The 13,033-nt window shown below is 69.6% G+C and carries 9 protein-coding genes and 1 pseudogene; 5 read left to right on the forward strand and 5 right to left on the reverse strand.

The features are described from left to right. Positions 1 to 21: 21 nt before the first annotated feature. Complete coding sequence (locus tag A6P39_RS35285; RefSeq protein WP_067052278.1) at positions 22 to 1,161, reverse strand: PucR family transcriptional regulator; 1,140 nt, start codon at positions 1,159 to 1,161, stop codon at positions 22 to 24. A gap of 87 nt (positions 1,162 to 1,248) precedes the next feature. Here A6P39_RS35285 and A6P39_RS35290 point away from each other — a divergent pair, with 87 nt between their 5' ends. The 5 genes and pseudogenes from A6P39_RS35290 to A6P39_RS45620 form a co-directional block, all read left to right on the forward strand. Beyond that, positions 1,249 to 2,304, forward strand: coding sequence for a ferredoxin reductase (locus A6P39_RS35290; protein ID WP_067052276.1), 1,056 nt, complete (start codon positions 1,249 to 1,251; stop codon positions 2,302 to 2,304). Positions 2,305 to 2,311: 7 nt separating this feature from the next. Beyond that, complete coding sequence (locus tag A6P39_RS35295; protein WP_067052274.1) at positions 2,312 to 3,430, forward strand: fatty acid desaturase family protein; 1,119 nt, start codon at positions 2,312 to 2,314, stop codon at positions 3,428 to 3,430. A gap of 748 nt (positions 3,431 to 4,178) precedes the next feature. Beyond that, entirely contained in the window at positions 4,179 to 5,594 is a 1,416-nt protein-coding gene (locus A6P39_RS35300; protein WP_067052272.1) for a DEAD/DEAH box helicase, read from the forward strand. Between the two features lie 109 nt (positions 5,595 to 5,703). Beyond that, positions 5,704 to 5,946: a DUF5302 domain-containing protein gene (locus A6P39_RS35305; protein WP_067052270.1), complete on the forward strand. Its 243-nt coding sequence runs from the start codon at positions 5,704 to 5,706 to the stop codon at positions 5,944 to 5,946. Between the two features lie 288 nt (positions 5,947 to 6,234). After that, a pseudogene (locus A6P39_RS45620) lies at positions 6,235 to 6,345 on the forward strand (maleylpyruvate isomerase N-terminal domain-containing protein); the annotation flags it as partial. Between the two features lie 362 nt (positions 6,346 to 6,707). Here A6P39_RS45620 and A6P39_RS35310 read toward each other — a convergent pair. The 4 genes from A6P39_RS35310 to A6P39_RS35325 form a co-directional block, all read right to left on the reverse strand. Continuing rightward, the gene (locus tag A6P39_RS35310) at positions 6,708 to 8,393 is read right to left on the reverse strand and encodes a ribonuclease J (RefSeq protein WP_067052444.1); all 1,686 of its coding nucleotides are present in this window, start codon (positions 8,391 to 8,393) and stop codon (positions 6,708 to 6,710) included. An 868-nt stretch (positions 8,394 to 9,261) separates the two neighbouring features. After that, positions 9,262 to 10,785, reverse strand: coding sequence for an aldehyde dehydrogenase (gene adh, locus A6P39_RS35315; RefSeq protein WP_067052446.1), 1,524 nt, complete (start codon positions 10,783 to 10,785; stop codon positions 9,262 to 9,264). Between the two features lie 57 nt (positions 10,786 to 10,842). After that, positions 10,843 to 12,150, reverse strand: coding sequence for a GAF domain-containing protein (locus A6P39_RS35320; RefSeq protein ID WP_067052447.1), 1,308 nt, complete (start codon positions 12,148 to 12,150; stop codon positions 10,843 to 10,845). A 192-nt stretch (positions 12,151 to 12,342) separates the two neighbouring features. After that, complete coding sequence (locus A6P39_RS35325) at positions 12,343 to 12,987, reverse strand: peptidoglycan recognition protein family protein (protein WP_079133681.1); 645 nt, start codon at positions 12,985 to 12,987, stop codon at positions 12,343 to 12,345. Positions 12,988 to 13,033: the final 46 nt, after the last annotated feature.

The raw sequence follows: 13,033 nt of genomic DNA on the forward strand, positions 1-13,033 counted from the left end.
CGTGGGCGGTCGAAGTACGCGTCAGCTGACCCGAAGTCCGACCGCCAGCGTCAGTTCAAGGATCCGGTGGGGCGATGCGAGATCCGGAAACAGTCCCCGCAGCTGCGACATCCGGTACCGGACTGTCTGGGGATGGACGAACAACGCCGCCGCCACGTCGTCCCGCCTGCCCTGGTGCAGCAGCCACGCCCGCAACGTCTCCTCCAGCCGCCGTGCGGTCGCGACGGGCAAGGTCCGCAACGGTGCGAGGGCTCGGGCACGCAGGTCTGCGAACGCGTCCACGTCGGCGCTCAGCACCAGCTCGGGCAGGTGATCCTCGGTGTCGCGAATATCAGAGGAGAGGGAGCGCGCGCGTGCGGCTCGTGCGTACGAGGAGGACGCACGAGTCCATGGCCGGGCCGGCCCGACAACGGCGGTGCGGTCGGTCAGCTGCCGCAAGAGATGTGATCGGTCGGCATCGGGGACGAGCAGCACACCGGTGGCGTCCGGCAGGTCGTCGAGGACGAGGGTGCTCGGGTCGAGCGCGCGGTAGGCAGACCGGGCCTGGTCGGCGGGCAGCAGGACCGCGGTCAGCGTAACCGGAGGCTGCCATCCGGCCCGTTGAGCAGAGGCCAGCAGCATGTCCGGGCTCGCGCCGGCGAGGAGGTGGCGGGCCAGGTGTTCCAGGTGGCGCTCGTGGGCCCTGCCCCGGGCGGCCAGTTCGTCGGCGTGGCCCGCGGCGCTCGCGGCGGAGAGCTCGTCGATGTAGGCGAAGGTCAGCTCGGCGAACTTGGCGACCTCGGCGGCGGGCAAATTTGCGGGTACGGCACCCGCTGCCAGGCATCGCCAGGCCACCCGGGCGCCGACGCGGTAGGCGCTGAGCAGGGCGTCCATCGAACGGCCGTCGCGGACCTCGCCGCGGCCCAGCTCGTAGGCTGCGTCGCTGGCATCGCCGCCTGTGGCGTTCCCGCTCGCAAGGTCCAGGTAGTGCCCCAGGGCGGTGCGGACGGCTCGGCGGATGGTGGCGCCCATGTGACCCGTAAGGGCGTTGGCGTAGGGAGGGACCTCGTGGATGATCGCCTGGACGACCTCGTCGGCGGTGGTCTTCAGCGCGGCCCGAAGTGCGGTGACCGTCGTCTCATCCAGGACCAGTTCGCTGGCCCTCTCGATTGCATGGCTCACGTCTTTGTTCCCTGCGAACAATTCAACCGACCAGATTCACGTCCTGCGGTCAGGACTTTACGCCTTGAGGCGCAGCAAGCTGGAGACATGACGAGTGCAGCCCTCCGCAGCAGGGCGTGGAAAATGCTGGAGATGGTCACGACGCCGCTGCTGCCGTCGGACTACCTCGACTTGTTCAGCCCGCTGCGGGCGGGCGCTGACCTGCGTGGGCGCATCGAGGCCGTGCGCCCCGAGACGGGTGACGCCGCGACCATCGTGATCAGACCGGGACGGGGCTGGCGCGGACACAGGGCCGGTCAGTACGTGCGGATCGGGGTCGACGTGGACGGGGTGCGCCTGTGGCGTGCCTACTCCATCACCTCGCCGGCAAACCGCCAGGACGGCCGCGTCACGATCACCGTGAAGGCGATCCCGGACGGCAAGGTCAGCAACCACCTGGTCTGCAGGGCGAAACCGGGCACGCTGATCCAGCTCGACCAGGCGACCGGTGACTTCGTGCTGCCGCAGGCCAAGCCCGCCAAGGTGCTCTACCTGACGGCCGGCAGCGGCATCACGCCCGTGATGGGCATGCTGCGCGACACCGAGTTCGACGACGTCGTCATGGTCCACTGCGCGCCACGGCCGCAGGACGTGATCTTCCGCAACGAACTGCACGACCTGGTCGCGGACAAGAAGCTGCGGCTCACCGAGGTGCACACCGACACAGACGGCATGCTCGACATCGCCCGTCTCGACGAACTCGTGCCCGACTGGGCCGAGCGCGAGACCTGGGCCTGCGGACCCGCGGGCCTCCTCGACGCCGCCGAAGAGCACTGGAGCGAACACGGCGTCCAAGAGCGCCTGCACACCGAACGCTTCCGCCCCGGCATCGTCGTCGCCGGCGACGGCGGCGAGGTCACGTTCAGCGCCACCGGCAAGACCGTCGACGCGGACGGCGCCACGCCGTTGCTGGACATCGGCGAGGAGGCCGGCGTACTCATGCCGTCCGGGTGCCGCATGGGCATCTGCTTCGGCTGCGTCACGCCGCTCAAGGCGGGCGCCGTCCGCGACCTGCGCACCGGCGAGATCACCGAGGCCGAGCCGGGCGTCCTCATCCAGACCTGCGTGTCCGCCGCGGCGGGCCCCTGCGACATCGAACGGTAGGAGCACCTTGACCGCCATCGACCCCACCGCCCACCTGACCGCGGAGCAGATCGAGGAGCTTGGCCGCGAGCTGGACGCTGTCCGCGACGAGGTGATCGCCGGCCGCGGCGAGAAAGACGCCGCCTACATCCGTAAGGTCATCTCGGCGCAGCGCAAGCTCGAACTGGTCAGCAGGGGCGTGCTGCTGTTCTCGATCTTCCCGCCCGCGTGGCTGCTCGGCACCGCCGGTCTGTCCGTGGCGAAGATCATGGACAACATGGAGATCGGCCACAACGTCCTGCACGGCCAGTGGGACTGGATGCGAGACCCGAAGATCCACTCCACCACCTGGGAGTGGGATCACGTCTCGCCGTCCGAGCAGTGGAAGCACTCGCACAACGAGCTGCACCACACGTACACCAATGTGATCGGCAGGGACAACGACCTCGGCTACGGCATCATGCGCGTCGACGAGGACCAGAAGTGGCACCCGTTCCACCTCGGCCAGCCGCTGTGGAACCTCATCAACGCCTGCTTCTTCGAGTACGGCATCGCAGCGTACGACCTGGAGCTCGGCAAGAACCTGCACGAGCGCCGCCACAAGAACCCGGAGTTCCGTGCGCGGGCCAAGGCCGTGGGCCGCAAGATCCGCAAGCAGGTGCTCAAGGACTACGTGATCCACCCGCTGCTGTCGGGCCCGTCGTTCCTCACCACGCTCGCCGCCACGTTCACCGCGAACCTGGTCCGCAACATCTGGTCCCACTCGGTGATCATGTGCGGGCACTTCCCCGAGGGCGTGCAGGTCTTCGAGCGCCGGTCGATCAAGGGCGAGACGCGCGGCCAGTGGTACCTGCGCCAGATGATGGGCTCGGCGAACATCAGCGGCAGCAGGGCCATGCACTTCATGACCGGCAACCTGTCGCACCAGATCGAGCACCACCTGTTCCCGGACCTGCCGAGCAACCGGTACGCCGAGGTCGCGGTGAAGGTGCGCGCGCTGTTCGAGAAGTACGAGCTGGAGTACGTCACCGGGCCGCTGCCCAAGCAGGTGCTCTCCGCGTGGAGCAAGGTCTTCCGGCTCTCGCTGCCGAACAAGAAGCCCAAGGTCAAGACGCCGGACCGCGAACAGGAACTCGTCGCCGCCTGATCCTTGGTACCGGTTCAGATCTTTCGGCCGTACCGGCGGCACCGCCGGGTTCGGTGAGATCGGTTGCGGACAGCGGGCGGCCGCGACATCAGACCGTACGACACGGGATCCGGGCAGCCCGGTGTCCGGCTGCGCTGCCTGGACGTGCGCCAGGAGTTCAGCACAGCCCCCGGCGAGGTGATGTAGTGCGCTGACCTGCCGTGGTCGGGCCGGTAGTCGGGTGCGCACGCGCACTCGGTTTGCCGCCGGGCGGGCGGGGCTGGGTGGAAGGCGTGGGCTGGGACGTGGACACTGCCGGAACTGATGCTCGCCGCCCCTGTGTCCGACCCTGCGCTGTCACCGCCGGGAAGGCATCCGGTGGCAGCCCCGACCGGCTGACATACCGACGAGAGGGGACCGGCCTTTGCAAGCCGGCCCCCTGCCTACTTCACCTGCCGTCGCTCAGTAACGTCGGCCGATTCTCCTCCATGCGCAGGTAGTCGCAGTTGACGTGCAGTGCTCGAACCCCGGCAGGGTCACGAAGAACCGTCACCGTCCAGCATCCGCCACGACGGGGCCGGGAACCCGCTGAACGTCTGTCGGTTCTGCAGGTACGAGATCGCCGCACGCCCGCACCGTTCCATGTGTTAGTCTCACGTGTTTGCGTGGTCGTCGCGGTGGGCGACGCTGCCTGTTCCGTCCGGCGTGTGCGTGGGCTGTTCAAACCTGCCGGGCCTTCCTCGGTACGTTCCCTTGCGGAAGGCTGTTTATGAAGCATCCCAATGACTCCGGCATCGCCCACGGCAGTCCCGCCCAGCCGGGGGCAACGACCTCGGCGCTGCTCCCTGCCGTCACCTTCGCCGGTCTGGAACTGCCGACGAAGGTGCTGCGGACACTGAGCGAACTCGGGGTGCGCGAACCCTTTCCGATCCAGGCCGCCACACTGCCCGATGCCCTGGAGGGGCGCGACATCCTGGGACGCGGGCGCACCGGATCAGGCAAGACGCTCGCCTTCGGCCTGCCGCTGCTGACACGTACAGCCGGGCGCCGCGCCGAACCGAAGCAGCCCCTCGCTCTGGTCCTTGTGCCCACCCGGGAGCTGGCCCAACAGGTCGCCCAGGCGCTGGCGCCGTACGCCGAGGCACTGCGGCTGCGGATCGCCATGGTCATCGGCGGAACGTCGATCGGCCGGCAGGTCACCGCGCTGAGCCAGGGAGCCGAGGTGGTCGTCGCTACCCCCGGACGCCTGCACGACCTGATCGAGCGCAACGCCTGCCGCCTGGGACGGGTGAGAATCACCGTGCTGGACGAGGCCGACCAGATGTGCGACTTGGGATTCCTGCCGCAGGTTGCCGACGTGCTCGACCAGGTGCACCCCGACGGTCAGCGGATGCTCTTCTCGGCCACTCTCGATCGCGACGTCGATCAACTGGTCCGCCACTACCTCCACGACCCCGTCGTCCACTCGGTCGACCCGGCCGCGGGCACGGTCACGACGATGGAGCACCACGTTCTGGTCGTCCACGGCCCTGACCGCTACGCCGTCATCACGGAAATCGCCGCCCGCGACGGCCGCGTACTGCTGTTCCTCGACACCAAGCACTCCGTCGACCAGCTCACCCGGCATCTGCGGGCCAGCGGGGTGCAGGCCGGGGCCCTGCACAGCGGCAAGTCCCAGCCACAGCGCACACGGACCCTGGCGCAGTTCAAGAACAGCCAGATCACCGTTCTAGTGGCGACCAATGTCGCGGCCCGTGGCCTGCACGTCGACGACCTCGATCTCGTGGTCAACGTCGATCCGCCCACCGACGCCAAGGACTATGTGCACCGGGCGGGCCGCACCGCCCGCGCCGGTGAGTCCGGCAGCGTGGTCACGCTCGTGCTGTCGGGCCAGCGCCGCGAGACGAGCCGCATGATGGCCGGGGCCGGCATCGAGCCGACCGTCACCAAGGTGCGCTCGGGCGAGGCGGAGCTGAGCCGGATCACCGGCGCCAAGACTCCCTCCGGGATCCCGCTGGACGGCGGGCCCGCCGTTCCCCGACCCAAGAACACCAACGCTCCCTTCCGCGGCCTCGGCACCAGCAAGGGCACCTCCCGCGGCGCCGGCGGCAAGTCCCGAAAGGCCGGCGAGGCCCGCAAGCTCGCCGAGGCCCGCAGGGCCGCCCTTGTGCGTCGCAACGGCTGAGAGCCGTAGAGATACCCGCCGAAACGGAGCAGGATGACGTTGCCGGCGCCTCGCACTGCGTCCAGCATGACAAGCTGTGCTTGCCCACCCCCGAACCCAGGAGGTCACCATGACCGCAGAGCCCCTATCTACGGAAGGTTCGGAGCCGGCTGCCCCCGAGACGTCCTCTCTGGAGCCGGACAGCGACGGCAACTACGACCTCAAGCGCAAGTTCCGCGAAGCCCTGGCGCGCAAGCGCGGTGCGCAGGCGGACGCCGCTGATATTGCCGCCAAGTCCGATGCGTCGAAGGTGCGTTCGGCGCACGGCCCGGCTGCGAGCCAGCGGTCGTTCAGGCGCAAGAGCGGCGGCTGAGTCGATGAGTCCCGCGATTTAACCGCCTTCACCGGCACTCGCGCTATCCACTCGCGCGTCCCGTGCAGTGGCCCGCGACGTGCGCATGCCCGTGCGCGCTTTGCGGGCGGGGCGTAGCCGGCGGACTCGCCTGGGGGAATGGCCCAGCTGCGGTTGGTTCGGGTCGGTGGCGCCGCCGAACTGGAATTCCGGGATGAGGGCACTGCCTTGTCCGTGGGTACGCGGCCGGTGTTGCGCGCCTTGCGTGCCCCTGTACCGCTGTGAAAATCGGCTGTTCGTGCCCAGCCACGACGCGCGGTGCCGACCTGCCCCGAGTGGACGCTGTCCGATCTGGTGCAACATCTGAGCGGGGTGCACCGCCGCCATGTCACCGGTTCCTCCCGCGGCTTCGGCCGCTAGTGCCCCGGCAGGCAACGTTTGCCCGTCAAGGAGCGGCGTCCGGTGCGTGCTCTCGGTGTGCCGGCCGGATGCCCTCGTACTGGACGTACTTGGGCTTCCGGGCGGTGCGGCGAGTGGGGGCACCTCCCGGCCGAAGGCTGGGGGAGCGTGCCGGGCGTCGCGACGGGGCGAACGTTGCCTGTTGGGCACTAGTTCGCGCAGGCGGCCCTGGAGCGCGGCGACAGGGCCGTCGCCCGCAACACCGACTCCCTCGCGGACCTGCCGGCCGCCCACGGCGAGGCGATCCGCCTCGTCGAGCCCGGCGGAGTATCCCGGCTGCTCGGGCCGCCACCGGAACGGCGACGGTGCTGCCGTGCTGTGGCTCAGGCGTCGATGATGACGGGGATGATGAGGGGCTTGCGGCGGTGGGTGCGGAACGCCCAGTTCGCCACGGCGCGGGCGAGGAGCTGTTCGAGTTGGCGCGCGTCCCCGACGCCTTCCTCGGCCGCGGTGGCCAGGGTCTTCTCGATGACGGGGATGACCGGCTCGAAGGTGGCGTCGTCGTGCACGAAGCCGCGGGCCAGGAAGTCGGGGGCCTCGGCGAGGGCGCCGGTGTCCGCGTCGACGATCGCCACCACCGTGACCACGCCTTCGGCGGCGAGGGTGAGGCGGTCCTTGAGGGACGCTTCGGTGGCGCCGCCGACTTCCATGCCGTCCACGTAGACGTTGCCGGCGGGGACCTTGCCGGTGATGGATGCACGTCCGTCGACCAGGTCGACGACGACGCCGTCCTCGGCGATGACGACCCGTTCGGGGGCGACGCCGGTACGGATGGCGAGGTCGGCGTTGGCCCGCAGGTGGCGCCATTCGCCGTGCACGGGCATGACGTTGCGGGGTTTGACGATGTTGTAGCAGTAGACGAGTTCGCCGGCGCTGGCGTGCCCGGAGACGTGCACCTTGGCGTTGCCCTTGTGGACCACGTGGGCGCCCCACCGGGTGAGTCCGTTGATCACCCGGTAGATGGCGTTCTCGTTGCCGGGGATGAGGGAGCTGGCGAGCAGGACGGTGTCGTCCTTGCCGATGCGGATCATGTGGTCGCGGTTGGCCATGCGTGACAGCGCGGCCATGGGTTCGCCCTGGGAGCCGGTGCACACCAGAGTGATCTTGTGGTCCGGGAGCTTCTCCAGCTCTTTCGTGCTCACGACCAGACCGGAGGGGACCTTGAGATAGCCCAGGTCACGGGCGATGCCCATGTTACGGACCATTGACCGGCCGACGAAGGCGACCTTGCGGCCGTGCTGGTGGGCGGCGTCCAGGACCTGCTGGATGCGGTGCACATGGCTGGCGAAGCTGGAGACGATGACCCGGCGTGGCGCGGTGCGCATCACCTGCTCGATCGCCGGGTTCAGCTCACGCTCGGAGGTGGTGAAGCCGGGTACTTCGGCGTTGGTGGAGTCGGTGAGGAACAGGTCCACGCCCTCCTCGCCGAGGCGGGCGAAGGCGCGCAGATCGGTGATGCGGTCGTCGAGGGGGAACTGGTCCATCTTGAAGTCGCCGGTGTGCAGCACCATCCCGGCTCGGGTGCGGATCGCGACCGCGAGGCTGTCGGGGATGGAGTGGTTGACCGCCACGAACTCGCAGTCGAAGGGCCCGAAGCCGCGCCGGTCGCCCTCCCGCACCCGCACGGTGCGCGGCCGGATTCCGTGTTCCTTGAGCTTGGCTTCCACGAAGGCCAGCGTCAGCTTGGAGCCGACGACGGGAATGTCGGACCGCTCGCGCAGCAGGTACGGCACGCCGCCGATGTGGTCCTCGTGGCCGTGGGTGAGGACCACGGCCACGATGTCGTCCAGCCGGTCCCGGATCGAGGTGAAGTCCGGCAGGATCACGTCCACGCCGGGCTGGGTCTCCTCGGGGAACAGCACGCCGCAGTCGACGATGAGCAGCTTGCCCGCGTGCTCGAAGACGGTCATGTTGCGGCCGATCTCACCCAGGCCGCCCAGGGCGATGACCCGCAGCCCTCCTTCGGGAAGGGGCGGCGCGGCTTTCAGCTCGGGGTGCGGATGACTCATACCCTGACGGTACCCGGAGAGCGGGACAGAGTGATCCATCGCCTGTGCGATCTCCTTCTCCCGACGGAGCGGGATACCCGCCGGGGGTGCCTCGGCATGATCGGATCACGCCGGCGGCCGGAACAGGCACGGGTGGAAGCGGTACCACCTTCCGTGGCCGAACCGTTCGCTCCGTGCTGGAGAAGATCTCGTGCACCCTGTCGTGTTTTCCGGCGTTCGCCACCTCCCGGTGGGCCTCGGCACTGGTCCACTCGAAGTGGTCGAGACGCGGGTGCCGTCGGCGCTCAGGAGCAAGTGGGCCGAGAGCGCCCCGAGGCAGCTTCTTTCGCCGGGGCGGACAGTTCGCCGTGTCTCCGAAGCGCTCGCCGCCCCCGTCAGCCATGCCGGAACCCGATGTGGTGCCCCATGAACTCGACGGCGAGGTCGGGCGGGGCGGCTCGGCCGTGGTCTCGAGCCGGTCCCAGGAAGTCGAAGATGACGTCCGTGACCGCGAGGAGCAGCCCCGCACGACGTCCGGGTGGCGTGGGACTGCGGCGCAGCCGCTGGATACGCGAAGCCCCCGTCCGTGATCACACAGAAGAAACACGTCACCCGCTGAGAGCCAATGCGACGCTCGGTGCGCGAGTGATGGGACGCACGCCCGGCATTCGATCTGATGCGGTGCCAGGAGGCGTTCTCATGGACTCGCGGCGCTCATGAGCGGCTCGTGGGGTGATGTCGTTCGGCGCTGTCTGGTCCACGACTGGTCCGGGAGAGACTCCCTTGGGTGTCAGACAGTAGCGCGAAGGCTCCAGTTAATCACAGGGTGTAGCCGCTATTTCGGGTTGCCTGTAGCACAACGATGCCTCCAGGCAACCGACTTCAGGCTCTAGAAGAAGCCGAGCTTCTGAGGGCTGTAGGAACAAAGAATGTTCTTGGTCTGCTGGTAGTGCTCGAGCATCATCTTGTGCGTCTCGCGGCCGATCCCGGACTGCTTGTAGCCGCCGAACGCCGCGTGTGCCGGGTAGGCGTGGTAGCAGTTGGTCCACACCCGGCCCGCCTGGATCGCCCGGCCCGCCCGGTAGGCGGTGTTGGCGTCCCGGGTCCACACGCCCGCGCCGAGCCCGTACAGGGTGTCGTTCGCGATCTTGATCGCGTCGTCGAAGTCGTCGAAGGAGGTCACCGAGACGACCGGGCCGAAGATCTCCTCCTGGAAGATCCGCATACGGTTGTCGCCCTCGAAGATGGTCGGCTGGACGTAGTATCCGCCCTTCAGCTCGCCGTCGTACTCGATCCGCTGACCGCCCGTGAGGACCTTCGCGCCCTCCTGCCGGCCGATGTCCAGGTAGGAGAGGATCTTCTCCAGCTGGTCGTTGGACGCCTGGGCGCCGATCATCGTGTCGGTGTCGAGGGGGTGCCCCGGCTTGATCTGCTGCGTGCGGGCGACCGCCGCCTCGAGGAAGTCCGCGTAGTGGCCCCGCTGGATCAGCGCCCGGGACGGGCAGGTGCAGACCTCGCCCTGGTTGAGCGCGAACATGGTGAAGCCCTCGAGCGCCTTGTCCCGGAAGTCGTCGTCGCGCGCCCACACGTCGTCGAAGAAGATGTTCGGGGACTTGCCGCCGAGTTCCAGGGTGACGGGCTTGATGTTCTCCGAGGCGTACTGCATGATCAGCCGCCCGGTCGTGGTCTCCCCGGTGAACGCCACCTTCGCCACGCGCGGGCTCGACGCCAGCGGCTTGCCCGCCTCGACACCGAAGCCGTTGACGATGTTGAGCACACCCGGCGGCAGCAGATCAGCGATCAGGCCGACCCAGTAGTGGATGGAGGCCGGGGTCTGCTCGGCGGGCTTGAGGACGACCGCGTTGCCCGCGGCGAGCGCAGGGGCGAGCTTCCAGGCCGCCATCAGGATCGGGAAGTTCCACGGAATGATCTGTGCGACGACCCCGAGCGGCTCGTGGAAGTGGTACGCCACCGTGTCGTCGTCGATCTCACCGAGCGACCCCTCCTGCGCCCGGATCGCCCCCGCGAAGTACCGGAAGTGGTCGATCGCCAGCGGGATGTCGGCCGCCAGCGTCTCGCGCACCGGCTTGCCGTTCTCCCAGCTCTCGGCCACCGCCAGCGGCTCCAGGTGGGCCGCCATACGGTCGGCGATCTTCAGCAGGATGTCGCTGCGCTCCGCCACCGGCGTACGGCCCCAGGCGGGCGCGGCCTCGTGCGCCGCGTCCAGCGCCCGCTCCACGTCCTCCGCGGTGCCACGCGCGATCTCGGTGAACGGCTGCCCGTTGACCGGCGACGGATTCTCGAAGTACTGCCCGCGCACCGGCGGCACGTACTCCCCGCCGATGAAGTGGTCGTAGCGCGCCTGGTAGGAGACGATCGCGCCCTCGGTGCCCGGCGCCGCGTAACGAGTCATGCTGGTCTGCCTCCTGGTGCAGCGCTGCCCGCCGTTGGGCAGCTGTCGGGCGCGAGGCTAGGCGGGCGGACGTTGCAAGTACGTTGCGCCGCTCCTCCGCCCCGGTGTCCGGCCGGCCGGGGCCGTCAGCTCGGCCTCCAGCGCCGAAAGCCGGGCCCGGGCCGCGGCCGTGGGCCGTATCGCGGCGAGCGCGCGCCACACCGTCACGTCGTCCTCGCCCCAGGCCGCGTGCGCCCAGTCCGCCAGCAGGTCCGGGTCGCGGTGTGCGATCAGCGCCGTGCGCAGTGCGTCGGCGAGCCGGTCCCGCAGCCGTACGATCGCGGGCGCCTGCGAACCGGGCAGCAGCGGGCCGCTGTACGCCTCCGCCGCCGCCGTGAGCGCTCCGGCCTCCAGCCGCCGCTCCACCACGGTGACGTCCGACTCGACCGCGGTCGTGAGCCGGTACGGCCGCGAGGCGAGCACCCCTGGCCCGAGCAGCCTGCGCAGCCGTGCCAGTTCGGCCCGCAGGGTCACCGGGGTCACCGACTCGTCCGCGTACAGCGCGCACAGCAGCTCGTCACCGCTCAGCCCCTCCGGATGCCGGGCCAGCAGGAGGACTATCTCGCTGTGCCGTCGGCTGAGCCGGGTCCGGCGGCCGTCCAGGACGAGTTCGGCCTCGTCCCGGCCCAGCGCGCTGAGCAGCGCGCTGTCCCCGACGCTCAGCGGCGGCCCGAGCAGGGCGAGCTGCGCCTCCGCGGCCCGCGCCACCGCCTGCACGAACCCGAGGCTGTGCGGATGCGCCAGTCCGTCACCTCCGGTGATGTCCACGGCGCCCAGCACCCGGCCGGTGCGCGGATCATGCACCGGCGCGGCCGCGCAGGTCCACGGCTGCACCCTGCGTATGAAGTGCTCCGCGGCGAACACTTGCACCGGCCGGTCCACGGCGACCGCGGTGCCCGGGGCGTTGGTGCCGACAGCCGTCTCCGACCAGCGTGCCCCCGGTACGAAGTTCATGCCGTCCGCCCGGCGCCGGGTCGCCGGATGACCCTCGACCCACAGCAGCCTGCCGTGCCCGTCGCACACCGCCAGCAGGTGCTCGCCGTCGGCGGCGAAGGTGCCCATCAGCTCCCGGACCAGGGGCATCACCCGGGCCAGCGGGTGCTCCGCGCGGTAGGCGCCGAGATCGCCGTCGGTCAGCTCCACGCTGGCGGTGCCGTCCGGCCCCACCCCGGCCCGGGCACTGCGCCGCCACGACTCGGCCACCACCGACCGCACCGGTCGGGGCACCGTGCCCACGCTGGTGAAGGTCTCGTGCGCCCGGCGCAGTGCACGGACCCGCTCGGCGGGGTCGGCCCCCGGCTCCAGAGCCACCCACGGATCGGTCAACTCGGCCTCCCCGGACGGTGAAAGGGCGGTGTTGCGGCTCGGACCATCGTCACTCGCAGTGTGCGCGCGGACAACCTGTTCGACATGGGTTCGCCTCTGCTCGGGCGCTCGCCCGGTCCTTCGTGCGTGTCCTTTTTCTTTCCTGTCTCTCCCCTGCGCCGGGCCCCGCCCCGTTCTGGTCTCTCCGGTCCGCTAGGCGAAGTTGACCAGCCGGATGTAGCGGACCCAGTCCCAGTCCGGCCCCGGGTCGGTGTGATCGGTGCCCGGTACCTGATAGTGGCCGATGATGTGCTCCCGGTCTTTGGGGATGTCGTACTTGTCGCAGATCGCCGCCGTGAGTCTCGCCGACTGCTCGTACAGGGCGTCGGTGAAGTACGAGGGGTGGTCCACCCACCCTTCGTGCTCGACTCCGATGCTGCGGGTGTTGTAGTCCCAGTTGCCCGCGTGCCAGGCGATGTCGGCCTCGTGCACGCACTGGGCGACGTGCCCGTCCGCCGAGCGGACCAGATAGTGCGCGGACACCTGCTTCTGCGGGTTGGCGAAGATCGCCAGTGTGTTGGTGTACGTCTCCTGCGTGACATGGATGATCACACGGTCGATCGCGTAGCTGTCGGGCCGGTCGGACGAGGTGTAGTTGGCACTGCTCGCCGGCTGCCACTCGGCGGGCGGATAGTCGACGGGCTCGGTCTGCGCGCCGGCCCTCGGGTCGGGGAGCAGGGCGTAGGGGACGGCGGCGAGCGCCGCGCCCTTCAGGAGCCGGCGCCTGCTGAGGCGCGACGGGGCCGGGTGCGCTGGCGGTTCTGGCTCTCTCGACTGTGCCGGGCCGGCCGGGTCCATGTCCATCTTCGGTGCCTTTCAGGAGTCGTGGAGGGCGGGGGAGAGG

The organism is Streptomyces sp. FXJ1.172 (assembly GCF_001636945.3).
GTDB lineage: Bacteria > Actinomycetota > Actinomycetes > Streptomycetales > Streptomycetaceae > Streptomyces.

What these genes read in the sequence shown, in the direction of transcription:
- A6P39_RS35290 (WP_067052276.1), top strand. Translation starts at nt 1,249, where the DNA reads ATGACGAGTGCAGCCCTCCGCAGCAGGGCGTGGAAAATGCTGGAGATG.
- A6P39_RS35300 (WP_067052272.1), top strand. Translation starts at nt 4,179, where the DNA reads ATGAAGCATCCCAATGACTCCGGCATCGCCCACGGCAGTCCCGCCCAG.
- A6P39_RS35305 (WP_067052270.1), top strand. Translation starts at nt 5,704, where the DNA reads ATGACCGCAGAGCCCCTATCTACGGAAGGTTCGGAGCCGGCTGCCCCC.
- A6P39_RS35310 (WP_067052444.1), bottom strand. Translation starts at nt 8,393, where the DNA reads ATGAGTCATCCGCACCCCGAGCTGAAAGCCGCGCCGCCCCTTCCCGAA.
- adh (WP_067052446.1), bottom strand. Translation starts at nt 10,785, where the DNA reads ATGACTCGTTACGCGGCGCCGGGCACCGAGGGCGCGATCGTCTCCTAC.
- A6P39_RS35325 (WP_079133681.1), bottom strand. Translation starts at nt 12,987, where the DNA reads ATGGACCCGGCCGGCCCGGCACAGTCGAGAGAGCCAGAACCGCCAGCG.